Here is a 24,395-nt window from a genome sequence, read left to right as displayed (position 1 = left end):
CCCTTTAATCATTTAAAAATAGGGTAAATAGTTAGAAGATTTAGACACTTTTCGACGAATGTCAAGTTTTTCTATAGCTTTGTCGAATAATCGTTACTTTAATAATAACAAAAAAATAAAAAAAAACCACACTTATTAATGTGTGGTTTAATGTGTGGTTAAATTGCTTATGGTTGTTTTTTCAACATTTCCTGTATAGGGATGGCTGCACCTTTAACCGGATTATCAACCACCATATGAGTGATTGCACCAGCAAATTTCCCATTTTGAATAATGGGACTTCCACTCATGCCCTGTAGAATACCGCCTGTTTTAGCAATTAATTCTTTATCCGTTACGATAAACTGAAAAGTGGTTTTCTCCACTTTAATGATTTCTATTTGGTATGAATTAACTTCATTACCTTCAATTGCTGTATAGACTTCCGCTTTACCTTTTTGAATGTTATTGGCTTTTAAGGTAGCAATTGGACGTCCTTTTTCTAATTTTGAGTTACCCAATACACCAAATACACCATACACAGTATTTTCCTTCACATTTCCTACTTGCACATGAAACGATGACTGTTTTGCAATTTTGTAACCAGGTTTTCCTGGTGTACTTTTGTGTATTCGCGCAATATCAGACAAAAAGATGGAACCACCTAAAAATGGTGGTTTCTGCAAGATTTGTTGGTCCACTATTTGATGACCTAATGCACCATACTCATTCGTTGCAGGGTTTATATATGTGATTGTTCCGATTCCTTCTGTATGGTCCCGCAAGAACGGCAGCATACTTTGTAATTGATTTGCAGATACTAATACAGCTTGTCTTTTGCTTTCACGTAAAAATTCGATGGAAACTTTTGGATTGTTGTTTTCTTTACTCGTTTTTTTCCAATCGGCAATCGATTCAATTGATTTTTTATCCAGTGATATAATTTGATCACCGTTTTTAAACCACCATTTTTCATCAATCATCACATCGTGAACAAATGTTGGGTTTTCTAGTTTTAACTGCACTCCAATTGAATGCCCAAGCGGGATTAACACATCACCACTTTTCGCTGCTAAAGAGTGAGTTGGGAAGACAATCAATAATCCCAAAAGAATGGTAATAAACCGTTTATTAGCAACACATCGCATATTTCACCTCCATTTATCAGGATGTAGTTAATATGTGTGTTATGTGACTTGTTATGAAAGGTAAATATTCGAAAAAAAAGAAGCAAATGCTGACACAGCAGTGCTTCTAATTTTATACATGAGATAATTTTTTTCTTTGTTCAGCAATTGAAAGCAATTCCGTTGCATGTTCCAATGTTAACGTCGTAATTTCAGATCCAGACATCATGCGACTTAATTCTTGAACTCGATTTTTGCCAGTAACTTCTGTTAATTTCGTCATCGTTCGTTTACCCATAACTTCTTTTTCAATTAATAGCTGTTGATCAGCCATCGCTGCAACTTGAGGAAGATGCGTAATACAAAGCACTTGAGAAGAACGTGATATGTTAGCAATTTTTTCAGCAATTGCTTGAGCAACTCTTCCACTGACTCCAGTATCCACTTCATCAAAAATGATGGATGTAATCCCTTGATGTTTAGAGAATATCCCTTTAAGTGCTAGCATCATTCGTGATAACTCACCACCAGAAGCGATTTTCGAAATTGGCTTAGCTGGCTCTCCAACATTTGTTGACATATAAAATGACACGTCGTCTTTACCATTTTTGTCAAAAACAGTAGATGGTCTAAAAATCACTTCAAATGTGGCTTTCTCCATAAACAACTCACGAAGTTGAAGTACGATTGCTTCACTCAGACTTTTTGCTGCTTTTTTACGATATATTGTTAATTCTTTTGCATCAATTTCTAGGTCTTTTTCAACTTGATCCAATGCTTTTTGACGTTGTTGAATTCGTTCATCACGATTCATAAGCGCATCTAACTCTTCACCTATTTTATGTCGATAAACAAGTATCTCTTCAATTGAGTTGCCGTATTTTCGTTTTAAGGATTGGATAGCAGCTAATCTTTCTTCAATGACATTTAAACGTTCTTCATCAAATTCTGATTCGTCCATTACACTTTTCAGTTGATAAGATAGTTCTTGAAGGGAATAAAAGGAATTCGATACAAGTTCTGCTTGTTCTTTATACGATTCATCAAAAGAAGCTATATCTTCAAGTTCGCTCATAGCTGTACCTATCCAATCAAGCCCTTTTAATTCTCCATTTAGTGCTTCATGAGCTGCAGAAATGCGTTCAAATGTTTTATGGTAATTTTGGAACTTCTTGCGTTCTAACTGAAGTTCTTCATCTTCGTTTTCAATTAATTCAATTGCATCAATTTCATTGATTTGGTATTGATACAAATCAATTCTTTGAGCAATTTGTTGTTCATTGTCACTGACAGCAGCCAGTTCCTTTTTTAATTTCATATAATTTTGGAAAAGCCCAGAATAACTTTCTTTCACTCGGTGAAGCTTACTTCCCGCAAATTGATCAAGTAGAGAAATATGTAATCGTTCATCCATTAACTCTTGGCTTTCGTGTTGACCATGTATATCAATTAATGAGCCACCAATTTCTCTTAAAATAGCAATAGTAACCAATTTCCCATTAACCCGACAAACACTTTTCCCATGATCGTTAATATCTCTTCTTAATATAACGGATTCTTCATCTACTTCAATCCCAACATCCTGCAATTTTTGAAATACCGGATGCTGTGCATTTTGTATATAGAATAAACCTTCAAGTTCTGCTTTTTTGGCACCATGACGAATAAATTCTTGTGAACCTCTTCCACCAGCAAGTAAATGAACGGCATCAATAATGATTGATTTACCTGCCCCAGTTTCACCCGTCAAAACTGTCAAACCATCTGAAAAGCTCACCGACACCTCTTCAATAATGGCAAAGTTTTTAATAGATAATTCTTTTAGCACAAAGTTTCACCTCTTTTTAAAGCATCTCAAGTAATCTTGTTTTAATAAAATCACGTTCTGTCGTATCTTTACAAATAATTAAACACGTATCATCCCCGCAAATCGTACCTAAAATCTCTTTCCAGTCTAAATGGTCAATTAAAGAACCAATGGCATGAGCATTTCCTGGAAGGGTTTTCATAACAAGAAAATGACTAGCTCCGTCAATGCTTACAAAAGCATCTGTAAGAGCACGGTGTAATTTTTGCATAGGGTTAAAACGTTGATCTGCTGGCAGACTATATTTATATCGACCATCTTGCAATGGCACTTTTACTAAATGAAGTTCTTTTATATCACGAGAAACGGTTGCTTGAGTTACATTGTATCCCGCGTTTTTTAAGATTTCTACTAAATCGTCTTGTGTTTCTATTTCGTGATTAGCAATAATATCCCGAATACGAATATGTCTTTGGCCTTTGTTCATCATAGTTCACTCCTAAAAATGAATAATTATACTTAATTATTCATATCGTACCATTTACTGAGCATCCGTACAAGAAAAAAACGACCTATCACATAGGCCGTTTCATGTTAACTGTTGATGTGCATCACGCACAATTTGTTTTAGTTGCTCTTCAGTAAATATTGTCTCATTTGTTTCTGTTGCAACTAAATGGAATAAAAATTCAATGTTTCCTTCTCCACCAGTTATCGGTGAAAAAGAAGCATTCTTAAGAGTGAAGCCTACTTCTTGAGAAAAGTTACCTATCGTTTCTAATACATTCATATGGATTTTGGCATCGCGAACGACACCTTTTTTACCAACATTTGCTTTACCTGCTTCAAATTGAGGTTTCACCAGTGCAATGACATCACTGCCAGGTACTAGTAATGTTTTTAACACAGGCAAAATGAGTTTTAACGAAATAAATGAAACATCAATTGTTGCAAACTCAGGTAATCCCTCAGTTAAATCAACTCCCGTAACATAACGGAAATTGGTTCGTTCCATTATAGTAACACGGTCGTCTTGACGGATTTTCCAAGCTAGCTGATTGTATCCAACATCAAGTGCGTAACAATGTCGCGCACCATTTTGAAGTGCACAATCTGTGAAGCCTCCTGTTGAAGCACCAATATCGAGCATTAGCTTGTCTTTAACATCCACTTGGAAATATTCAAGCGCTTTCTCAAGTTTCAAGCCACCTCTACTAACATAAGGCATGACTTTTCCTTTAACTTGAAGAGGTGCATCGCTAAAGATTTTTTCTCCAGGTTTTTCTAAGCGAACTTCATTTGTATATACAGTACCGGCCATAATTGCCCGCTTTGCTTTTTCTCTTGTTTCACAAAGTCCACGTTCTACAAGTAAAACGTCGACTCTTTCTTTTGGGGTTTTAATCATAATGCGTGAGTACCAGCCTTATCGGTTTTATTCATTTTGTTTTGAATTCGGACTACCAATTCGTCAGCAGTAATATGAATTTCATTTAACAATTCATCAACATTTCCGTGTTCAATAAAGTGATCCGGAATTCCCATACGACTAACAGATACACCTGTATAATCATGATCTTGCAAGAATTCTAAAATACTGCTACCAAAGCCACCTTGTAAAACGGCTTCTTCAACAGTAAATAATGGTAGGTCACGTTTCACTAATTGATGCAACATATGCACATCAAGTGGTTTAATAAATCGGGCATTTATTACTTCTACTTGAATGCCTTGTTTTGCTAAGCGATCTGCTGCTTCTAATGCCATTGGAATGGTTGTCCCAAATGTCAAAATAGCCGCATCTGTTCCTTCTCTTAACACTTCCCATGAACCAATTGGAATCACTTGTAATTCAGCGTCCATTGGTACACCTAAACCATTACCTCTTGGATAACGTAAAGCGATTGGACCATCATTGTATTCAATGGCAGTTTTCACCATATGTTGACCTTCATTTTCGTCTTTAGGCATCATGATGACCATGTTTGGCAAGTGGCGTAAAAAGGCAATATCAAATACACCTTGGTGTGTTTCGCCATCTGCACCAACGAGACCAGAACGATCAATTCCAATAAAGACATTTAGATTTTGACGGCAAATATCATGAACTACTTGATCATAAGCTCGTTGCAGGAATGTTGAGTAAATCGCTAAAAACGGTTTCATTCCTTGTGTAGCAAGACCTGCAGCCATAGTTGTTGCGTGCTGTTCAGCAATGCCTACATCAAACATGCGCTCAGGAAATTCAGACGCAAATCCTTCTAACTTAGAACCAACAGGCATCGCAGGAGTAATAGCTACTATACGCTCATCTTCTCGAGCCAATTTGCGAACAGTCTCTGCTACTAACCCACTCCATGAAGGGGCAGTATTTGACGATTTGAAGAAAGCACCGTCTTCCATCTTGTAAGGGCCAGTTCCATGCCATGTGCCGATTTTATCTTCTTCAGCAGGACGGAATCCTTTGCCCTTTTTCGTTAAGACATGGACTAAGACCGGACCTTTCATTTTTTTCGCATTTAATAATGTTTCTTGCAAATCATTATAATTATGACCATCAATTGGTCCCAAATAAGTAAAGCCAAGTTCTTCAAAGAAGATTCCGGAAACTAGCAAGTATTTCAAACTATCTTTGACACGCTCAGCTGTGGCTGCTAACTTACCACCGACTGCTGGGATTTTCTTTAACAAATATTCTAATTCGTCTTTTGCTTTGTTATATTTCCCTGCTGTTCTCAGTTTACCCAAGATCGTATGAAGAGCACCTACGTTTGGTGCAATGGACATTTCGTTATCATTTAAAATAACAATCATGTCTGTCTTTTCATGACCGATATGATTTAATGCTTCTAATGCCATACCACCAGTTAACGCTCCGTCACCAATTATAGGGATAACATGGTTCTTATCTTTTTTAATATCTCTAGCAGCTGCCATACCCATAGCGGCAGATAATGAAGTAGAACTATGTCCAGTTTCCCAAACATCGTGTTCACTCTCGATGCGTTTCGGGAATCCACATAATCCTTTAAATTGACGCAGTGTATCAAATTGATTTGCTCTACCTGTTAATATTTTATGGACATATGCTTGATGTCCTACATCCCAAATAAACTTATCATCAGGACTATTGAAAATGCGGTGAAGAGATACAGTTAGTTCGACCACGCCTAAGTTTGGACCAATATGTCCACCTGTGACCGATAATTTTTCAATTAAAAAAGAACGAATATCTTCACTTAAATTCAATAGTTCATCATGTGATAAATTTTTAATAAAGGATGGATCTGTTATTGTATTTAAATCCATCTACCTCACACACCTTTACGCAATACTTGCTGATTAATTTATTACCTTTCATTATATCAATGTCAGTCAATTGTACAAACATTAACCATTATCTTAGTTATGGCGATTGACAATATAAGCAGCCAATTCGTCTAATATACCTGGTTCGTCTGATATTTGACGCAGTGATAAAACGGCTTGGTCATAGTGCCAATCTCTTTTATCTTTTGCCCCGTTAAGTGTTAACAATGACGGGTACGTATTTTTTTCACTGGCAACATCTTTTCCAGCTGTTTTCCCTAACTCTTCAGTAGTTCCTTCAATATCTAAGATGTCATCTTGGATTTGAAAAGCAAGGCCGATATGGAAGCCAAAATCAGTAAGTGCTTTTCTTATGTTGTCATCTACTTGAGCCAAAATGGCACCAGCTTCGATACTAAAGGATAATAATGCACCTGTTTTGTTTATGTGGATAGTTTCTAATTCATCGACTGTGACTTTTTTTCGTTCACTCTCAATATCTAGTACTTGTCCACCTACCATACCTTCAGCACCTGCCGCTTTGCTTAATAAATGAATTAATTCCAATTTATTTTCAGCCGGTACCTCTTTTAAACGGGCTAGTGCCCCAAAACTATACGTTAATAAGCCGTCTCCAGCTAAAATAGCTAATGCCTCACCGTACACTTTATGGTTAGTTAATTTCCCTCGACGAAAATCATCATTGTCCATACTCGGTAAATCATCATGAATAAGGGAATACGTATGGACCATTTCAATGGTTGCGCCAACTGCCAATGCTTCACCATGTTTCACTTTTAAAAAGTCTAAAACTGCTAATAAAAATAGTGGTCGAACGCGTTTTCCACCTGCAGCTAATGAATAATTCATAGCCTCTTTTAAAATAACAGGTGCTTCAATTGACAAGATTTGATTCGACAGTTGTTGATCTATTTTCGGAACGTAATATTCTTTAAAACTCTGGAATGAAGTCATTTTGAAGCATCCTCTTTTTCAGTTGCATTAAATGGCACTTTCTCTCCATTTTCATCCATGATGGAAATCAATTGTTTCTCGGCATTATGCAATTTATCATGGCATACCGACGACAATTCCATACCCTTTTTATAGAGTGAAATTGCATCTTCTAACGGGACATCACCTTGTTCGAGTTGTCGAACGATTTCTTCAAGTTGTTGAATTGCTTGATCAAAAGATACAGTAGTTTTCGTCATGATGATTCTCCTTTAGACTGTTTGTTTATAGAGTCTATAGATGCAGTTACGACTCCATCTTGTAATTTGATATGAAGTGGTTTATTTGAATCAATGTCATTAATTGATTTTACAACTAGGTCGTTTTGATACGTAATGCTATAACCTCTAACCATTATTTTCAATGGATTTAAAGCTTCAAGTAATTGAATGATATTGCTAAATGAACGTCCTTTTGCCTGTATACTTTTTTGAGCAGCAACATGCATACGTTGTTCAAAAGCCTGTACCCCTTTTTGATGTTGCTGAACCAATCTTTGCGGATTTTGCAAGGTCAACCGCATCGTTTGTTGATTGAGAAGTTGTTGTTTTTGATTAACTAAAGTACGTCCACTTTTCTCAAGCTGTTCAGTAACACGTGTTAAATTCTCGACAAACGGTCTATACAATCTCTCTGGATATGCAAGTGGGTAGGCAGACATAATACGCGTTAATCTTTTTCGTTCTTGCGACAAAGTTGCCGTGACGATTGAAACAATTTGGGACTTTCTATTGGTAACTCGCTCTAATAATTCAAGCTGATTGGGTACAGCGAGTTCGGCTGCTGCCGTTGGAGTAGGAGCACGTAAGTCAGAAACAAAGTCTGCAATCGTAGTATCTGTTTCGTGTCCCACTGCACTAATAATCGGCACAGTACTGTTGGCAATTTCACGAGCAACGATTTCTTCATTAAATGCCCATAAATCTTCTATCGATCCACCGCCGCGACCTACGATACAGACGTCCAAATCAGGGTATTTGTTTGCTTGTTTCAGTGCTTTTACAATACTCGGTGCCGCGCCTGCACCTTGAACAAGGGCTGGAAAAATAATGACTTCCGCTAGAGGATAACGCCTGCTCAAAGTGGTGACGATATCTCGAATAGCTGCTCCTGTAATTGCAGTAATAACACCAATTTTTTGTGGGTATTTAGGTATTTTTTTTTTCCTAGAAGGTTGGAATAACCCTTCTTTTGCTAGCTTTTCTTTTAATTGTTCAAAAGCAATGAATAGTTCACCTATGCCGTCTGGTTGCATGGATTGTGCATACAGCTGATATTGGCCAGAACCTTCATACACATTGACATCACCTTGCAAAAGAATGTTCATACCACTTTCAGGTCTGAACTTTAAGTTTTTGGCTTGAGCAGCAAACATAACTGCTGCCATTCTTGTTTGCTCATCTTTGATTGTAAAATATATATGTCCACTCGTATGTATTTTTACATTTGATAATTCCCCTTTGACATAAACATTTCGCAAATGGGGATCGGCATCAAATTTTCGTTTTATGTATTTGGTTAAAGCTTTTACGGTTAAATATGAAGTTGATGTCAAGTGTCGTCAAACTCCTCATGAAGAAGAAATAGAAAAGCTGTCTTTCACTAAGAAAAACAGCTTCTTCCTTTTATTTTACCTGTTTTAAGTTCATTTGTCTTGACGTAACTCATTTTCAGCGGATTGGACAGTGTTTGCCATTAGCATCGTAATGGTCATTGGTCCTACCCCACCCGGTACTGGAGTTATAAATGAGGCTTTATCTTTAACTGACTCGAAATCTACATCCCCACATAAGCGATTATTTTCATCACGATTCATACCGACATCAATGACTACAGCACCCTCTTTTACGTAATCACTTGTAATCATTTTTGTTCTTCCCACAGCAACTACAAGGATGTCTGCTTGTAAAGTAATCTCTTTAAGGTTAGGCGTTTTGGAGTGAGCATATGTGACCGTTGCATCTTTTTGTAGCAATAGTTGTCCCATAGGTTTACCGACAATATGGCTACGACCAATGACGACAGCATGTTTGCCAGCAATTTCGATGCCGGAATATTCTAGAAGTTTCATGACACCATATGGCGTACATGGAAGAAACGTTTCTTGTCCGAGCATCATTTTCCCTACATTGATTGGATGAAACCCATCTACATCTTTGTCAGGAGAAATCGCTGCTAAAACTTTTGATTCCGTAATTTGTTTTGGAAGTGGTAGTTGAACTAAAATTCCATGAATTTTAGGATCATTATTAAGCGAATGAATCGCTTCCACTAGTTCATCTTCACTTAAGTCAGACTCAAATGAAAGTAAACGAGAATGCATGCCAAGTGCTTCACATGTCTTTTGCTTATTGGAAACATACGTTTTCGATGCTGAGTTATTGCCTACTAAAATAACGGCTAAGCCCGGTATTATGTCTTGATTTTTCAAGGTATTGATACGTTCTGCTAATTCATTGCGTATCTCTTGTCCAATTTCTTTTCCACTAATCAATGCACTTGACACGTCAAAATTCCCCCTGTTGTCAGTTAGAAGACTCAACTGCATATTTAGATAGTACGCCATTGACGAACTTACTTGATTTGTCATCTCCAAATGTTTTACAAAGCTCAATTGCTTCATTCATAACTACTTTTGAAGGTGCATCTTGCATAAATAACAATTCATATACGGCTAAACGTAAAACTGTTCGTTCGATTTTAGGTAAACGATTTAGTGACCAATTTTCTAATTTCGATTTAAGTGATTCATCTATTTGCGCTAAATGTTCAGTCGTGCCACGAACAAGTTTTTCATAGAAAGGATCGTTTTGGCCATCTAATACATGGCTCATCGCATCTTCTATGGTCAACTCTGTGTTTTCTAACTGAAACAAAGTTTGCAACGCTTTTTCACGAGCTTCTCTACGTTTCATGGGATAGTCTCCTTTTATATGCATTCGAACACATCATAGCATAATTTCTGCATACAAGACATACTCGAAAGGAAGTTCGAATGTTCAGAAAAAAACATCGTTCGGGCATGCCGAACGATGTGCTGAATTATTCGGTTATTGTTTCTTTTGTTTGTTCAAATTGAACGCCTGTAATATGAACATTCACTTCTTGTGTTTCAAGTGATGTCATATTTAAAATTGCTTGACGCACTTGATTTTGAACTTCTTTAGCCACTACAGGAATAGATGCACCGTATTTCACTGTACAGTAAATTTCTACAAATAAACCTTTATCCGTTAACTCTGTTTTAATACCCTTACCATGAACCTTCTTACCTAAACGTTCAGCCACTCCTGTTGCGAAACTACCGCGTGTACCGGCAACGCCTTCCACATCAGTTGTTGCAATTCCTGCAATTACTTCTAGAACTTCAGGAGCTACTTCAATCTTCCCTAACTCTTCTTTTCCTGCAGGAGTCATTTGTAAATAAGATGTTGCTGTTTTCTCAGCCATTGGAATCATCCTTTCTTACGAGTTCATGACGTCATATTTCTCTAAAAACTTCGTATCAAAATCACCTGATTTAAATACTTCGTGATCCATTAATTTCGCATGGAAAGGAATTGTAGTATATACACCTTCTACAACAAATTCACTAAGTGCACGTTTCATTTTCGCCACTGCTTCTTCGCGAGTATCAGCAAAAGTAATGAGTTTTGCAACCATTGAATCATAGTATGGAGGAATACTGTAGCCTGAATACATCGCCGAATCCACACGCACTCCGTTTCCACCTGGTGCTAGATACATTTCCACTTTACCTGCTGAAGGCATGAAGTTTTTATTCGGGTTCTCCGCATTAATACGGCACTCAATAGCCCACCCTTTAATTTTCACATCATCTTGTGTATACGCTAATCTTTCACCAGAAGCTACTTTTAGTTGTTGTTGAATTAAATCAATACCTGTCACCATTTCAGTAACAGGATGTTCAACTTGAATACGCGTATTCATTTCCATAAAGTAGAACTTTTGATTAATGTGATCAAATATAAATTCTACAGTGCCAGCACTACGATAATTAACTGCAAGAGCAGCTTTTACTGCTGCATCTCCCATTTGGTGGCGAATTTCAGGAGAAAGAGCTGGCGATGGTGCTTCTTCTACCAGTTTTTGCATACGACGTTGAATAGAACAATCGCGTTCACCTAAATGGATCGCATTGCCGAAACTATCTGCTAAAACTTGAATTTCTACATGACGGAAGATTTCAATGAATTTCTCAATATAAACACCCGGGTTACCAAAAGCTGCGGCTGCTTCTTTTTGAGTAATGACAATACCTTTAACTAACTCTTCTTCTGTACGTGCTACGCGAATCCCTTTACCTCCACCACCTGCAGTGGCTTTGATGATGACTGGGAACCCGATTTCACGGGCAATTTCTAAACCGTGGTTTTCATCTGCGACAATGCCTGTAGAACCAGGCACAACAGGGACACCTGCTTTTCGCATAGTCTCACGGGCTACGTCTTTCGTACCCATTCGAGAGATGGCATCTGAAGTTGGCCCAATAAATGTGATGTTACATTGTTCACATAGTTCAGCGAAACTTGCATTCTCAGCTAAGAAACCATAACCCGGATGAATACCGTCACATCCAGTTAATTTTGCCACACTAATAATATTGCTAAAGTTCAAATAACTATCCTTCGATAGATGTGGTCCTATACAATATGCTTCATCAGCCATTTGTACATGTAATGCATCGCGATCAGCTTCCGAATAGACAGCAACTGTTTCCATATCTAATTCTTTACACGCACGAATAATACGAACCGCAATTTCACCGCGATTAGCAATTAATACTTTTTTCATCATGTGTTCCCCCTCAGTTCGCTTTTACTAAGAACAGAGGTTGGCCGTACTCTACGAGTTGTCCATCTTTTACTAAAATTTCTACAATCTCGCCAGACACTTCTGCTTCGATTTCGTTAAATAATTTCATAGCTTCTACGATACATACGATACCATCATCATTCACTTTATCCCCAACTTGTACAAATGCTTGAGAATCTGGAGAAGAAGACGCATAGAATGTTCCTACCATTGGAGATTTGATTTTATGAAGAGATTCGTCATTAACAGCTGATTCGTTTTGTGCTGTATGTGCTACTGATTCAGTTGAAGCGGGTGAAACTGATGCTTGTACAGTTTCAACTGCCACAGGTGCAACAGCAACGGGTGCTAACGGTTTAGATTGTGAAGCAACCTCTTCAGTTGATCCATTGATACTATTCTTTTTAAGTTTAACTTTCGTGCCTTCTGATTCGTAACTAAACTCATCAATAGATGAATGGTCAATTAATTTAATAATTTCACGAATTTCTTGTATTTTTAACATTTAATACTCCCCTTACCATGTATCGAATTAGGTTCCTCTTCTATTTTAGTCGTTATTAAGAAAATTTGAAATAGATAACCAAAAATTCTTTAAGAGTTGGTACTAAATCGAAAAGCGGAAATCGCCATTTAGCTCGACACCGTTGCTGTAGATTTCCGTTTCAGGCGGACGCTTTCCGCGGGCGGTCCGTGAGCCTCCTCGTCGCTAGCTCCTGCGGGGTCTCACCTGGACACGCTGTTCCCGCTGGAGTCGCCGCCTTCCACTACAATCTTTAACAGTAATATACAACGTCGCTTTAAAAACAAACACAAAAAATCGTCCTATCTTGTTAAATGAAAGTTACTAGATATCATTTAGAAAGGACGATTTTTTATGTGCAATCCAAAGATTACGTATCAAAATTAAGTCATTGAACAAATTTCACGTTCACTTGCAATTCAGGAGGATACTTACGTTCCTAAAAAAGAAAATTGCGCACCTACTATTATTCCAAAATCATTGCCCATGAATTTGAAGGATAAGTAACCACTTTAACGGCCGCGATTGAAGTAGGAGAAGAGATCACAATACGTAAAGGAATCCGTTCACAATGTAGTGTAACCGCCCGCTACTTTCAAAATGTGAAAACATAAAAACAGGTGAAGAAAAACGACTCGTTTTTCTTCACCTGTTATATTTTAGGGACTTATTAGACAGCCCTATACATTATGAAGCTGGTTGGAATGTTACTTGTACTTTTTTAGCATCTTCCCACTCTTTTTTGACGATGTGGATAATTTCGTTTGCTTGCGCTTTTCCTAATTCATCTGAGATAACCATTACTTTTACTACACCTGTTTCAGTTTGAACTAGAGCATCTGAATATCCTAATGAACGGATAAGCATTTCAAGCATTGCTTCTGTAGCATCTCGAGCTGTTAAGTCTTCCATTTTACTGTAGGCTTCATTAATATCATCAGCAGACATTTCACTTGAAGTAATTTTTGTTGTTAGCTGTGCTCTTACTTCACTACGTTCATTTAGTGCTTCCATTCTCATCTCTTCAAATAACGCACTTTGAGCATATACTGGTGTCACTGACTCATCTTTAGCTCCTTCATCGACCGTCATTTGATCAATTGCTTCATCTGAGAAAATAGCTAAACCATCAAAGGGCATGTTGTTGGGCTCTTGCACGTAATACACCGAAACTACTGCTACTAAACTTAATAAAGTTAGCATCCACACTGTACGTTTTTTGACTTTCATTTAGAAACCCCTTTCTCATCCATCGGGACGACGACAATTCGATGTTCCGGCAGTATTAATACTGCCGATAAATATTTTATTAACTTTAATCTGGTTTGGGCTTGATCTGCCCCTTTTGCTACAACTAAAACGGATTGAATCTTTGTTTGATCATCTGTCTTTTGATCAAACAATGCGAAGCTAGGTTTTTCCGAAACTGTTTGAAGAGGCTCGTTCGTGCCTGTATAAAAAAATAATTCGACTTCACCTACCCCAGCCATTTTTTCCAATGCTTTTTTCAATGATTGTTCTTGTGTTGCTGTGTCTTGTGACTGACTGGTTGTGTTCGGTTGCTTGGTGAAAATGGATTCATTAAATAAGAAAAACACCATGAATACCAAGAGGCTTGCGAGCAGGAGTCCGCTTTTCATACGATTCTGTTTAATGGATGGAATCACGCTCCTCTCTTAAGTGAGACAGGCATTTGATAAACTATATGAAACTCATTCATCAACTATTCATAGAAAAATGAAGAGATAAATAACATCATGTACATGGCCAGTCCTAATTTGGTGTATTGCTCCAGTTTTTCACTGGAATCTGAGTCTGTGAAAACCGCCTGAAGGATTTCGCTTAACAATATAATAAACACTAATCCTTTTAACCATTCGGACATCAAGCACCCCTCATTAATAGAGAAAATTTCACTAAAATAACAACAAAGATCGCTGTGTAGAAAAACGCAAAAGCTATTAAAAATGACAAAATGCTTAAGACGAAAATAGATTTTCCGATATCATCCAAGAAGCTAGCTAAATCTTCAGGACCAAACGGCTCAATGATCGCAGCAACGAATCGGTAGCAAAATGCCACACCTAATGTTTTAAGTGTGGGAACTAATACCACGAGTAGTATGGAAAACGCAATCCCACCACCAGTGATGGAGGTGATGGATGACGAAAAACGAGTAAATGTACTAAGGCTATCCGTTAAAAATGATCCGACAAAAGGAATGTTTTGTTGAATTATTTTTTTAATAGGTTCTGTAACAGCACTCGAGATATTCCACGAAATAAACCCTTGAACTGATATGAAGAAACTATAGATAACGACAACTGCTGAAACTATACTGAGCAGTGACGTTCGAATGATGTCTGTCAGTTTAGTAAATGGAGTCGCAGGATGAAAACGACTAATAAAATCAAGTAAAATCGTCGTCATTAACAAAGGGATCAGCATTCTCTCTGTTAGCACCACTGTAAATTGAATAAATACATATAAAGCTGGATTCCAAATTGAAAAAGCCATTGTTCCGCTATTCAATAGTAAACCAGCTGTTAATACCGGATAAACACTCATAAATACAGTTACCATTTGTTTGGCAAATTGTTGCATTTCGTGCATCGCCTCAATAGCAGGGGTAAGTGTGTATAACACTGCTATACAAAAAAGAGCAAGTCTTGTCCATCGTTTTCCTTGAGGAAATATAATATCAAGGATCATGCCAAAAATGATGGCAATAAGAAGAACCATAAAGTATCGGGTTACACCAAAAACATAGGCATATAAGGGTTCAAGCATGAACCGTCTCACCCCTCAATTACCTGAATTATTCGATCAATAGCCGCGTAAGTGTCGTAAACATTTGTTGGATGAGTGGCAACCAATAGGTCAGTATTAATAAATGGCAACTAATAGTGATAATGGGAGCAAACGCATTTAAATTTAAATTCCGGCTCCATTCAGACAAAGCTTCACCGATAAATGTCAAAAAAACCGAGATTATTAAAACCCGTACGATTGGTAGAGCTTCTTTTGGAGCTTGTTCGAGAACCGTGCGAACAACTGGTATTAGCATTTGAAAAAGAATATTCGAAAGCAAGATAAAAAAGAAAAAACTAAGCAGAAGAGGTGTGAACTGTGGAAGAATTTGTTGTAGCAACAACATCAGAAATATAATCACTATCGTTACTAGGATGATTTGCATAATTTACACCGAAATGGTGAGCCATTCGAAAAAAGCAGTAATTTCTTCAAAAAAGAACCGAAGAAATCGCAACATTTCAATCGTCATATATAGATAACCAAAAACAAATAAAAAAAATGTAAATTCTTTTTTCCCTGTTTGCTCAAAGAAAAGGTGCAACAACGCAAGAATTAATCCAATCCCTGCCACTCGAATTACATCCATAAATTCCGACTTGTCCCCTCCTTTGTCTCTTCATCGTATGCTCAAAAAAGTCCATTCATGAAAAAAAAGTTGCCAATTGCATAAAATGCAATTGGCAACTTATTATAAAATTAAATACTTTTACAGATTTTCTTAACTCAAGTTTAGCTAGGTCTAGCTCCAAGCGCTAAAGTGGCGCTTTTCACTTTTTATTGTGCTCTTGAAACGTAAGCAGCATCTGTTGTATTAATGATCAGTCGATCGCCTTCGTTTATAAAGAATGGTACTTGTACTGAAAGACCCGTTTCTAAAACAGCTGTCTTCGTACCACCACTTGATGTATCACCTTTAATACCAGGCTCTGTTTCTGCAACGATTAAAATAACCGAATTCGGTAATTCAACACCTAACGTTTCACCCTGATACTGCATAATTTGAACTTCCATGTTTTCGCGCAAGAATTTCAATTCATACTCGATTTGTTTTGAGTCAAGTTCAATCTGTTCATATGTGTCAGTATCCATGAAATTATGTGTATCACCGTTTGCATATAAATACTGCATTTTACGGTTATCAATTTGAGCTTTTGCTACTTTTTCTCCAGCCCGGAATGTTTTCTCATTCACAGCACCAGTTCGGATGTTGCGCAATTTAGAACGTACGAACGCTGCGCCTTTACCTGGTTTTACATGTTGGAAGTCTAGTACGCGCCAAATACCACCATCTACTTCAATTGTTACACCTGTTTTAAAATCATTTACTGAGATCATTTTATTTCCTCCAAAATTTATAAGATAAGTAACTCTTTTGTAGAATGTGTTATTTTGCTATTCCCGATCGCTGTCATTATTGAATCATCTTCAATACGAACGCCACCGATACCCGGTAAGTATATACCAGGTTCAATTGTAATGACCATTCCTTCTTCAAGAACCACATCCGAACGGAATGATAATCCAGGTCCTTCGTGTACTTCTAAGCCAATACCGTGTCCTAGAGAATGTCCAAAAGCTTCTCCGTAGCCTTTTGATTTAATGTAATCTCGAGCAACAGCATCCGCTTCGATTCCGGTCATACCTGGTTTAATTTTTTCCAAAGATAACATTTGTGAATCAAGAACAATTTGATATATCTCTTTTAAGTGATCGCTTGGTTCTCCAACAGCAACTGTTCTCGTTACGTCCGATACGTATCCATTATACAGTGCACCGAAGTCCAATGTAACAAAATCACCTTTTTCAATGATCTTATCTGTTGCCACACCATGTGGAAGTGCTGATCGGAGTCCCGATGCCACGATGATATCAAAGGAAGAAGAAGAGGCACCTTGTTTACGCATAAAGAACTCTAGTTCATTAGAAACCTCTAATTCTGTTTTTCCAGCTGCGATATACGTAATAATATGTTCAAAAGCCGCATCTGCGATGTCTGCGGCAGCCTTAATAATCTTAATCTCTTGAGGCGTCTTTATCAAGCGGATTTTCTCAATTAATCCAGAGACAGGTACTAGCTCTGCTTTAACAGCCTTTTGATAACTTTCAAACATGGCATAAGTCATGTTATCTTTTTCAAAACCTACTTTTTCTGAACCCATTCTTTCTAATTGCACACTAACTTCTTCAATTAATGTTTTTGAATGTTGGACGATTTCAAAACCATTAATTTCTGTTGCGGCTTGTTCCGTATAACGGAAATCTGTAATAAAAATTGCTTGTTCTTGAGAAACAATGGCAACTCCAGCTGTTCCTGTAAAGCCTGTTATGTATCTACGATTGTACCCGCTTGTTATCAATAAAGCATCAATCTGATGTTCCACAAGTGCCTGACGTAATTTAGATAATTTCTCCATTTAAGATTCCCCTTTTCTTCTATGTAAAAATGTTTCTAGTGCTAATGTATAACCAAATGTTCCTAGTCCGCAAATTTGCCCCACGCAAACAGCAGCTAACACCGATTGGTGACGGAAACTTTCTCTACTATGGATATTCGAGATATGAACTTCTATTACTGGAATTGATATAGATGCAATGGCATCACGTATGGCGTAACTTGTATGGGTGTATGCTCCAGGGTTGAATATAATCCCTTTAATTTCGGTATCTTCAGCGAGGTGAAGCCAATCGATTAAATCACCTTCGTGATTTGATTGTTTACATTCTACCTGTACATTAGATTGTTCGCCGTAAGTTATAAGCGTTTGCTGCACATCTTCTAATGTTTCCGATCCGTAAATTGCTGGTTCACGTTTTCCTAAACGATTTAAGTTCGGTCCATTCAAACAAAGAATCTTCACATTATTCCCCCTAATTGCATCGTACCCTTTCATTTTATCATAACTAATAAGTGCGGCAACTACTTTCGGTCATCATCATATACAGCTCGGTCATAATAAACAATTGTTTCTGCAAGAGCTCTTGAGATTAGTAGAATAACCGTTAATATCGGAATAGAATGCCACCCTATACTTGAGAATTCTTTATAAATTGCCCATTCCAATAATATCCAAATGGCAAATCCTAACAGGATTGAACTAGAAATGGCTGGCATTTTTTTGACAAGTAGCAATATCCCCATCGCAATATTTATGATCAAAAAGACGATAAAAAAAGTGAGTATCCACTTAATTGAAACATGTGAATGAGGAAATATTTGAAAAGTCTCTGTCCAGTTTAATGGATGCCATTTAATAAATTTAAATACATGAAGAAAACCTAATATTGTTGTAAAAACCACTGCATGTGCAGATGATATCCATAGATAGTGAGTACCTTTCAATCAAATCACAATCCTTTCTATTCTGCCATTTTTGACTGATTTCTCCCACTCTATTCACGCTAATAGTACTTTTTCCAAAATTTTAGTACAATGGTTTAGTTATACAAAAAATTAAACATTCAGAGAGTGGTGCAAGTGATTGGGAAAAGATAGCAAAGCACCCGTATATGGAGGACAAGCTCTTTTAGAAGGAGTTATGTTCGGTGGGAAAGATCATACCGTTACAGCCATTCGCAGACTAGATAAATCCATTGATTATTATCATTTACCGAGAGAAAAGAAACCTCTTTTTCAAAAATTGAAGAAAATCCCTTTTGTTCGTGGTGTTGTTGCGATTGTAGAAGCTGCTGCAAATGGCTCCAAACATATTAACTTCGCGAGTGATCGCTATGATGTCGTGCCTGGCCAAGAGGTAGAAAAAGTAGAAGAAGTTTCTAAGATTCAAATGGTGTTGGGTGTCGCTGCCATCGGGATTTTATCTTTTTTATTCGGAAAATTTATTTTCACATTACTTCCTGTTTTTTTGGCAGATTTCTTCGATTTTTTAGTTCCTTCTAAAACTGGACAAATTGTGTTAGAAAGTTCTTTTAAACTACTGTTACTTCTTAGTTATATTTTCTTTGTTTCATTGACTCCTCTTATCAAACGGGTATTCCAATATCATGGTGCTGAACATAAAGTAATTAATGCGTTTGAGCAGAATTTACCACTGACGGTCCAAAATGTTCAAATTCAATCTAGACTTCATTACCGCTGTGGCAGTAGCTTCATCTTATTTACAGTAATTGTCGGCATGTTTATCTACTTTTTAGTACCAACAGATCCATTATGGTTACGTGTGGTCAATCGGATCTTATTAATTCCTGTAGTTCTAGGTATTTCATTTGAAGTATTACAAACAACTAATGCACTTCGGAACGTCCCGGTACTTCGTTACTTAGGTTATCCCGGTTTGTGGTTACAGTTATTAACAACGAAAGAACCGCAAGATGAACAAGTAGAAGTAGCAATTGCATCTTTTACCAAATTAAGAGAAATAGAAAAAACGCACGTTGTATCTAACTGATACAATGTGCGTTTTTCTATTTTATAGCTTCAATGTGAAGTGAAGCTATTTGTTCTATAAACCACATTTCAATTGAGCACCGCAACTCGTACATGTATTGCAGCCACCCATTTCTTCTACTGTACCTTGTCTACAGACTGGACATTTATTTCCTGCTTCAGAGCCAATTGTCACCGTCGTAGAGCGTAAAGCTTGAATCGTATCCACTAATACAATCGGACGATTTTCTATGATTTTCTCTTCATAATGATGTTCATCCATCACATTTTCTTCTGCTTTTAGTGTTAATACTTGCGCATCTCGACTTCCATCAACATACACCGTACCACCTTTAGCCCCTCCACGATACAGTCGTTCGTATACACCTTGTACTTGTTCCACTGTATATCCACGAGGTGCATTTACTGTTTTAGAAATAGAACTATCAATCCAACGCTGAATAATACACTGCACATCAGCATGAGCTTCTGGTGCTAATTCCATTGATGCTTTAAACCACTCTGGCAAATTAGCAGCATCTACATGCGGATTTGCTTCTAAGTATTCACGTACAATATCAGCTTTTACTTCAATGAATTTCCCTAAACGACCACTACGATAATAGGTGAATGAGAAATAAGGTTCTAAGCCTGTCGAAACTCCAACCATTGTTCCAGTTGATCCCGTTGGCGCAACAGTTAGTAAGTGAGAGTTACGAATTCCATTTTCAATAATCGATTCACGTACATGAGGAGCCATTTTTTTCATGAATCCTGTATTGATAAATGCTTGGCGTAGTCGATTGGTTTCTTCTAGCGTTTCACCCTCTAAGAACGGGAAACTACCGCGTTCTTTTGCAAGTTCAGCAGAAGTTTCGTACGCTGCCACAGCAATTGTTTCAAAAATTTGATCAACTAATACATTACCTTCATCTGATCCATATTCTTTTTCACAATAAATCAGCAAGTCGGCAAGTCCCATAACACCAAGGCCAACACGACGTTCACCTCGAGCTTGTACTTCATTTTCTTCTAAGAAGTAAGGAGTTGCATCAATCACGTTATCTTGCATACGTACACCGACACGTACCGTTTCTTTCAAAGATTCAAAATCGACTGTTTTCGACTCTTTTTGAGCAAACTGAGCTAAATTGACAGCTGCTAAGTTACATACAGAATAAGGTGCTAATGGTTGTTCTCCACACGGGTTCGTTGCAACCACTTGTTGTCCATATGCTTTAGCGTTGGTCATTTCGTTTGCATTATCAATAAAGAAAATCCCAGGTTCTGCAGAGTATGTTGCGCAAATGTTAATTAAATTCCATAAGTCTTTCGCTTTCATTGTGCGATAAGTACGGACACTATGGCCTTGTTTTTCCCATTCACGAACGTCTCCAATTTCATGCCATTTCTCATTATAAACAGCCATTTCTTCTGAAGTGTAAGTTTCAACAGCTGGGAATCGAAGTGCATGATCGCCGTCTAGTTCTACTTCTTTCATAAAGTCATCAGTTAGCGTAACTGAAATATTAGCACCAGTTAAGAACTCTGAATTGTTTACGCTGTAAGTACCACCATCTGTTAATTTTGTTTCTGCATCGCGGATAATTCCATCACTAAATCCACCAAGTCCAGGAATTGCTTTGTAATTGACAATACCTTGATACATCGCTTCTTCTTGCTGAGTTAATGCTTTGAAGTTAAGTTTATCTTTCGCAAGTTCTTTGATGGTTTCATCTTCTGTATTCTCGATTAAGAAGCGAAGAATTCTAGGGTTTTGCATTTTTGAAATAATAAATTCCGCAATATCAGGATGCCAATCCGCTAGCATGATCATTTGAGCACCACGTCGGCTGCCACCTTGTTCTACTAGATGAGTTAACTTCGCAATATCATCTAACCATGATACTGAGCCAGATGATTTTCCGTTAACACCTTTTGCAAGCGTATTACGTGGACGAAGTGTTGATCCATTCGTTCCAACGCCACCACCACGACTCATGATTTCCATCACTTGTTTACGATGATCAGAAATCCCTTCACGCGAATCTGGTACAAACGGCATAACATAACAGTTGAAATAAGTCACATCAGTACCTGCTCCTGCTCCATAAAGAACTCGTCCAGCAGGTATAAATTTCAATGCTACCAATTGCTCATAAAACTTTTGGAACCATTCTTGTTTCTTTTCTTCAGTTGTTTCTACTGATGCTAATCCAGTTGCATTACGTTTTGCAATTTGTTCATAATAAACTTCCAATGGTTTTTCAATTACATGAATTGATCGATTAACGATTCCCAATTGTTGCTCCGTTGGGTCATCAATGGCACTTCGGTAGTCCTCTTCAATTAACACTTTTGCTTTGTTTGTTGCACGGTCTATAGAAACAATATAACCTAAGCCACGTGCTGGGAATTTAGGATCTTCTTTCACCGTTAATACGACGAAGTCTCCTTCTTTCAACGTATCTTTTGACATATCTTTAAATGAATAGCGATCAAGCATTACTAAGCGAGAAACACCTTTGTGCGTTAGTGTCATGTCTTGCGTAATTTGATGTACTTGTGGGAAAGAAAGAATATCCTGATTTAATGCATTAATGTTCAATTTACCAATCGTATCGTTAGAAATTAGTACCATAATTCATTCCTCCTATGTAAGGTCGAAAACACTATATATAGTGCGTATAATTAAATATATTACTACATATTGATATTTAAATCAATTGAAGCGCATGTATGGCCGAACATACATACGCAACGTCTATAGGTAAATATTCCTTATTTTATATTAAAAATAATACTTTATACCTTCTATTTTCGGTAAGTCCAATCATCATGTGCATAACGCCTAGTTTCTAACTCTTTTACATATTCTATTTGTTCATTCGTAAGAGAATAAGGCTCAAGATTAACATCTAATCCCTCCGCAAATCCACTTTTAAATGCTTCAATACATTCTTCAATAGTTGCGGGAGTCTTCCGAATACGATTTATCGCTACGGCTTTTTCTGGCAACCCTCTGCGAACACGAGCCTTCACTTCTTCAGATGGATAATTAAATAAAGAGACGAGTTTGTCTTCATCCAAATCAAGTAAGATCGCTCCGTGCTGTAGGATTACACCTTTTTGTCGCGTTTGTGCACTGCCTGCTACTTTCTTACCTTCTACTACCAACTCATACCAAGATGGGGCGTCAAAACAAACCGCACTTTTAGGATTTTTTAAATCACTTTTCTTTTCGACTGTATCAGGCACTGAGAAATAGGCATCAAGCCCAAGTTTTTGAAACCCGATTAATAAACCTTCACTTAATACCCGATAAGCTTCGGTGACTGTCGCTGGCATATTTGGGTAATCTTCACTGACGATAATGCTATATGTTAATTCATGTTCATGCAATACTCCTCGACCACCTGTTGGACGACGAACAAAACCTAAGTTATGCTTCTTAACTTCTTCCATATTAATTTCTTTCTCAACATTTTGAAAGTAACCAATCGATAATGTGGCAGGAGTCCACCCATAAAAACGTACAATCGGAGGCAGGAGTCCTTCGCTATGCCAATCTAATAATGCTTCATCTAAGGCCATATTATAAGATGGACGACAAGCGCCTGAATTAATAAAATACCAAGTCGGTTTAGACATATAGTTCCCCCTCACAATGCTCTTCATATTAACAAACCAAATGTCATGTGGCTACTAAATTATTTTTTGGAAATCTACAGTATATTTGTTGATTGGAGTGAAGTGCGGCCAGAAAAACATGTACTCATGCGTTTACTCGCTGCAAAGATATTGGAGTCGTCCAATATCTTTGCAGCGGGAAAAGCGTCTCCAGTGTGACCCTTTTGAAAGCGTAAAGATCTAGGAGCACACAGACCGCCAGTGCAAAGCGACCGACCGTAACGGAAATCCGCAGAATCTCTGTTTTTACAATATTCGTGTTTACATTCGATTTTATGATTTATGGAATTGACTCGTATACAGCTTAATAAATTGATATTTGAGATTGGTGAATCATCATTCTAACTAAATGAATACCTTCTTGATCAAAAAAAAATGACTTTTTAGCCAATCAATGGTCCTTTAAAAAGATGGGTTTTCTCACAAGAAAATAGTATAATAAAAACATAGAGAGAAAGGGGAAGTTGTTTTGACATTTTTATATATTATCAGTGCTGCTTTATTTGTTTTGGTGGTGTACTTTTTAGTATCAGCACTTCGATTGAAGAAAGCTGTTTCAGGTTTAACCCAAGAACAGTTTATTGAGGGGTACCGTAAAGCACAACTCGTAGACGTCCGTGAACCAAAAGAATTTGATGGCGGGCACATACTAGGTGCACGTAACATCCCTTCTTCACAAATGCGTCAACGCGTCAAAGAAATTCGTTCAGACAAACCTGTTTACTTGTATTGTCAAAATAGCGCAAGAAGCGCACGTACGGCTTTGTTTCTTAAGAAAAAAGGATACACACAGATTTATCAATTAGATGGCGGCTTCAAAAAGTGGACTGGTAAAATTAAAACAAAATAAATATCATTAAGTTCTTCCAATTGGAGGAACTTTTTTTAAATTTAATCGTTATTATTTAGTCA

Annotated in this window: 26 protein-coding genes; 2 read left to right on the top strand and 24 right to left on the bottom strand. The window is 37.3% G+C overall.

Translation table 11 applies throughout. The annotated features are described in order from the left end of the window. Nucleotides 1-167 precede the first annotated feature (167 nt). The 22 genes from ACFPYN_RS10900 to ACFPYN_RS10795 form a co-directional block, all read right to left on the bottom strand. Nucleotides 168-1,127, bottom strand: coding sequence for a SpoIVB peptidase S55 domain-containing protein (locus tag ACFPYN_RS10900; RefSeq protein WP_377734134.1), 960 nt, complete (start codon nucleotides 1,125-1,127; stop codon nucleotides 168-170). Nucleotides 1,128-1,239: 112 nt separating this feature from the next. Beyond that, entirely contained in the window at nucleotides 1,240-2,934 is a 1,695-nt protein-coding gene (gene recN, locus ACFPYN_RS10895; RefSeq protein ID WP_377734133.1) for a DNA repair protein RecN, read from the bottom strand. A gap of 16 nt (nucleotides 2,935-2,950) precedes the next feature. Further along, the gene (gene ahrC / locus ACFPYN_RS10890; RefSeq protein WP_377734131.1) at nucleotides 2,951-3,400 is read right to left on the bottom strand and encodes a transcriptional regulator AhrC/ArgR; all 450 of its coding nucleotides are present in this window, start codon (nucleotides 3,398-3,400) and stop codon (nucleotides 2,951-2,953) included. Between the two features lie 102 nt (nucleotides 3,401-3,502). Continuing rightward, the gene (locus ACFPYN_RS10885) at nucleotides 3,503-4,321 is read right to left on the bottom strand and encodes a TlyA family RNA methyltransferase (protein WP_377734130.1); all 819 of its coding nucleotides are present in this window, start codon (nucleotides 4,319-4,321) and stop codon (nucleotides 3,503-3,505) included. Then, entirely contained in the window at nucleotides 4,318-6,222 is a 1,905-nt protein-coding gene (gene dxs, locus ACFPYN_RS10880) for a 1-deoxy-D-xylulose-5-phosphate synthase (protein ID WP_377734129.1), read from the bottom strand. Before dxs ends, ACFPYN_RS10885 begins: the two co-directional genes overlap by 4 nt. A 93-nt stretch (nucleotides 6,223-6,315) precedes the next feature. Continuing rightward, a complete protein-coding gene (locus tag ACFPYN_RS10875; RefSeq protein WP_377734127.1) occupies nucleotides 6,316-7,197 on the bottom strand; it encodes a polyprenyl synthetase family protein in 882 nt (293 codons plus the stop codon). Next, nucleotides 7,194-7,436 carry an exodeoxyribonuclease VII small subunit gene (locus ACFPYN_RS10870; protein WP_377734126.1) on the bottom strand — a complete coding sequence of 81 codons (243 nt, stop codon included), beginning with the start codon at nucleotides 7,434-7,436 and terminating at the stop codon, nucleotides 7,194-7,196. Before ACFPYN_RS10870 ends, ACFPYN_RS10875 begins: the two co-directional genes overlap by 4 nt. Continuing rightward, nucleotides 7,433-8,791, bottom strand: a complete 1,359-nt coding sequence (gene xseA / locus ACFPYN_RS10865) for an exodeoxyribonuclease VII large subunit (RefSeq protein ID WP_377734125.1) — start codon at nucleotides 8,789-8,791, stop codon at nucleotides 7,433-7,435. The genes ACFPYN_RS10870 and xseA overlap by 4 nt, the downstream gene beginning before the upstream one ends. A 90-nt stretch (nucleotides 8,792-8,881) precedes the next feature. Continuing rightward, nucleotides 8,882-9,742 (bottom strand): bifunctional methylenetetrahydrofolate dehydrogenase/methenyltetrahydrofolate cyclohydrolase FolD, encoded by an 861-nt coding sequence (folD, locus tag ACFPYN_RS10860; RefSeq protein WP_377734124.1) that lies wholly within the window; start codon nucleotides 9,740-9,742, stop codon nucleotides 8,882-8,884. A 19-nt stretch (nucleotides 9,743-9,761) separates the two neighbouring features. Next, nucleotides 9,762-10,151 (bottom strand): transcription antitermination factor NusB, encoded by a 390-nt coding sequence (nusB, locus tag ACFPYN_RS10855; protein ID WP_377734123.1) that lies wholly within the window; start codon nucleotides 10,149-10,151, stop codon nucleotides 9,762-9,764. A 127-nt stretch (nucleotides 10,152-10,278) separates the two neighbouring features. Further along, on the bottom strand, nucleotides 10,279-10,686 hold the full coding sequence (locus ACFPYN_RS10850) for an Asp23/Gls24 family envelope stress response protein (RefSeq protein WP_377734122.1): 408 nt from the start codon (nucleotides 10,684-10,686) through the stop codon (nucleotides 10,279-10,281). Between the two features lie 15 nt (nucleotides 10,687-10,701). Further along, the gene (accC, locus tag ACFPYN_RS10845; protein WP_377734121.1) at nucleotides 10,702-12,054 is read right to left on the bottom strand and encodes an acetyl-CoA carboxylase biotin carboxylase subunit; all 1,353 of its coding nucleotides are present in this window, start codon (nucleotides 12,052-12,054) and stop codon (nucleotides 10,702-10,704) included. A 10-nt stretch (nucleotides 12,055-12,064) separates the two neighbouring features. Further along, nucleotides 12,065-12,577, bottom strand: a complete 513-nt coding sequence (accB, locus tag ACFPYN_RS10840) for an acetyl-CoA carboxylase biotin carboxyl carrier protein (RefSeq protein ID WP_377734120.1) — start codon at nucleotides 12,575-12,577, stop codon at nucleotides 12,065-12,067. 705 nt (nucleotides 12,578-13,282) lie between these two features. Beyond that, nucleotides 13,283-13,825: a SpoIIIAH-like family protein gene (locus ACFPYN_RS10835; protein ID WP_377734118.1), complete on the bottom strand. Its 543-nt coding sequence runs from the start codon at nucleotides 13,823-13,825 to the stop codon at nucleotides 13,283-13,285. Next, a complete protein-coding gene (locus tag ACFPYN_RS10830; protein ID WP_377734116.1) occupies nucleotides 13,822-14,262 on the bottom strand; it encodes a hypothetical protein in 441 nt (146 codons plus the stop codon). Before ACFPYN_RS10830 ends, ACFPYN_RS10835 begins: the two co-directional genes overlap by 4 nt. Nucleotides 14,263-14,318: 56 nt before the next feature. Then, nucleotides 14,319-14,480, bottom strand: a complete 162-nt coding sequence (locus tag ACFPYN_RS10825) for a hypothetical protein (protein ID WP_377734115.1) — start codon at nucleotides 14,478-14,480, stop codon at nucleotides 14,319-14,321. Further along, a complete protein-coding gene (locus ACFPYN_RS10820; RefSeq protein WP_377734113.1) occupies nucleotides 14,480-15,385 on the bottom strand; it encodes a stage III sporulation protein AE in 906 nt (301 codons plus the stop codon). Before ACFPYN_RS10820 ends, ACFPYN_RS10825 begins: the two co-directional genes overlap by 1 nt. A gap of 409 nt (nucleotides 15,386-15,794) precedes the next feature. After that, nucleotides 15,795-15,995, bottom strand: coding sequence for a stage III sporulation protein AC (locus ACFPYN_RS10815; protein WP_377734112.1), 201 nt, complete (start codon nucleotides 15,993-15,995; stop codon nucleotides 15,795-15,797). Between the two features lie 188 nt (nucleotides 15,996-16,183). Continuing rightward, nucleotides 16,184-16,744, bottom strand: coding sequence for an elongation factor P (gene efp, locus ACFPYN_RS10810; protein WP_377734110.1), 561 nt, complete (start codon nucleotides 16,742-16,744; stop codon nucleotides 16,184-16,186). 17 nt (nucleotides 16,745-16,761) lie between these two features. Continuing rightward, a complete protein-coding gene (locus ACFPYN_RS10805; RefSeq protein ID WP_377734109.1) occupies nucleotides 16,762-17,823 on the bottom strand; it encodes an aminopeptidase P family protein in 1,062 nt (353 codons plus the stop codon). After that, nucleotides 17,824-18,267, bottom strand: coding sequence for a type II 3-dehydroquinate dehydratase (aroQ, locus tag ACFPYN_RS10800; protein WP_377734108.1), 444 nt, complete (start codon nucleotides 18,265-18,267; stop codon nucleotides 17,824-17,826). It abuts the gene before it with no gap. A gap of 59 nt (nucleotides 18,268-18,326) precedes the next feature. Beyond that, nucleotides 18,327-18,749 (bottom strand): hypothetical protein, encoded by a 423-nt coding sequence (locus ACFPYN_RS10795; RefSeq protein ID WP_377734107.1) that lies wholly within the window; start codon nucleotides 18,747-18,749, stop codon nucleotides 18,327-18,329. A 196-nt stretch (nucleotides 18,750-18,945) separates the two neighbouring features. On the opposite strand from ACFPYN_RS10795, the gene ACFPYN_RS10790 reads away from it, so the two are divergent. Further along, nucleotides 18,946-19,815, top strand: a complete 870-nt coding sequence (locus ACFPYN_RS10790; RefSeq protein WP_377734575.1) for a DUF1385 domain-containing protein — start codon at nucleotides 18,946-18,948, stop codon at nucleotides 19,813-19,815. A 54-nt stretch (nucleotides 19,816-19,869) separates the two neighbouring features. On the opposite strand, the gene ACFPYN_RS10785 is transcribed toward ACFPYN_RS10790, so the two are convergent. After that, a complete protein-coding gene (locus ACFPYN_RS10785) occupies nucleotides 19,870-22,434 on the bottom strand; it encodes a vitamin B12-dependent ribonucleotide reductase (RefSeq protein WP_377734106.1) in 2,565 nt (854 codons plus the stop codon). Between the two features lie 173 nt (nucleotides 22,435-22,607). Next, entirely contained in the window at nucleotides 22,608-23,444 is an 837-nt protein-coding gene (locus tag ACFPYN_RS10780; protein ID WP_377734104.1) for a lipoate--protein ligase family protein, read from the bottom strand. 508 nt (nucleotides 23,445-23,952) lie between these two features. Here ACFPYN_RS10780 and ACFPYN_RS10775 point away from each other — a divergent pair. Further along, nucleotides 23,953-24,333, top strand: coding sequence for a rhodanese-like domain-containing protein (locus tag ACFPYN_RS10775; RefSeq protein WP_377734102.1), 381 nt, complete (start codon nucleotides 23,953-23,955; stop codon nucleotides 24,331-24,333). The last annotated feature ends 62 nt before the right edge of the window (nucleotides 24,334-24,395 follow it).

This window comes from Paenisporosarcina macmurdoensis, from assembly GCF_042658845.1.
GTDB lineage: Bacteria > Bacillota > Bacilli > Bacillales_A > Planococcaceae > Paenisporosarcina > Paenisporosarcina macmurdoensis.
The sequence above is the reverse complement of the archived record's forward strand: the minus strand, read 5'-3'. Positions and strand labels throughout refer to the sequence as shown.

What these genes read in the sequence shown, in the direction of transcription:
- ACFPYN_RS10900 (WP_377734134.1), bottom strand. Translation starts at nt 1,127, where the DNA reads ATGCGATGTGTTGCTAATAAACGGTTTATTACCATTCTTTTGGGATTA.
- ahrC (WP_377734131.1), bottom strand. Translation starts at nt 3,400, where the DNA reads ATGAACAAAGGCCAAAGACATATTCGTATTCGGGATATTATTGCTAAT.
- ACFPYN_RS10885 (WP_377734130.1), bottom strand. Translation starts at nt 4,321, where the DNA reads ATGATTAAAACCCCAAAAGAAAGAGTCGACGTTTTACTTGTAGAACGT.
- dxs (WP_377734129.1), bottom strand. Translation starts at nt 6,222, where the DNA reads ATGGATTTAAATACAATAACAGATCCATCCTTTATTAAAAATTTATCA.
- ACFPYN_RS10875 (WP_377734127.1), bottom strand. Translation starts at nt 7,197, where the DNA reads ATGACTTCATTCCAGAGTTTTAAAGAATATTACGTTCCGAAAATAGAT.
- ACFPYN_RS10870 (WP_377734126.1), bottom strand. Translation starts at nt 7,436, where the DNA reads ATGACGAAAACTACTGTATCTTTTGATCAAGCAATTCAACAACTTGAA.
- nusB (WP_377734123.1), bottom strand. Translation starts at nt 10,151, where the DNA reads ATGAAACGTAGAGAAGCTCGTGAAAAAGCGTTGCAAACTTTGTTTCAG.
- ACFPYN_RS10850 (WP_377734122.1), bottom strand. Translation starts at nt 10,686, where the DNA reads ATGGCTGAGAAAACAGCAACATCTTATTTACAAATGACTCCTGCAGGA.
- accC (WP_377734121.1), bottom strand. Translation starts at nt 12,054, where the DNA reads ATGATGAAAAAAGTATTAATTGCTAATCGCGGTGAAATTGCGGTTCGT.
- accB (WP_377734120.1), bottom strand. Translation starts at nt 12,577, where the DNA reads ATGTTAAAAATACAAGAAATTCGTGAAATTATTAAATTAATTGACCAT.
- ACFPYN_RS10835 (WP_377734118.1), bottom strand. Translation starts at nt 13,825, where the DNA reads ATGAAAGTCAAAAAACGTACAGTGTGGATGCTAACTTTATTAAGTTTA.
- ACFPYN_RS10825 (WP_377734115.1), bottom strand. Translation starts at nt 14,480, where the DNA reads ATGTCCGAATGGTTAAAAGGATTAGTGTTTATTATATTGTTAAGCGAA.
- ACFPYN_RS10820 (WP_377734113.1), bottom strand. Translation starts at nt 15,385, where the DNA reads ATGCTTGAACCCTTATATGCCTATGTTTTTGGTGTAACCCGATACTTT.
- ACFPYN_RS10815 (WP_377734112.1), bottom strand. Translation starts at nt 15,995, where the DNA reads ATGGATGTAATTCGAGTGGCAGGGATTGGATTAATTCTTGCGTTGTTG.
- efp (WP_377734110.1), bottom strand. Translation starts at nt 16,744, where the DNA reads ATGATCTCAGTAAATGATTTTAAAACAGGTGTAACAATTGAAGTAGAT.
- ACFPYN_RS10805 (WP_377734109.1), bottom strand. Translation starts at nt 17,823, where the DNA reads ATGGAGAAATTATCTAAATTACGTCAGGCACTTGTGGAACATCAGATT.
- ACFPYN_RS10790 (WP_377734575.1), top strand. Translation starts at nt 18,946, where the DNA reads ATGTTCGGTGGGAAAGATCATACCGTTACAGCCATTCGCAGACTAGAT.
- ACFPYN_RS10785 (WP_377734106.1), bottom strand. Translation starts at nt 22,434, where the DNA reads ATGGTACTAATTTCTAACGATACGATTGGTAAATTGAACATTAATGCA.
- ACFPYN_RS10780 (WP_377734104.1), bottom strand. Translation starts at nt 23,444, where the DNA reads ATGTCTAAACCGACTTGGTATTTTATTAATTCAGGCGCTTGTCGTCCA.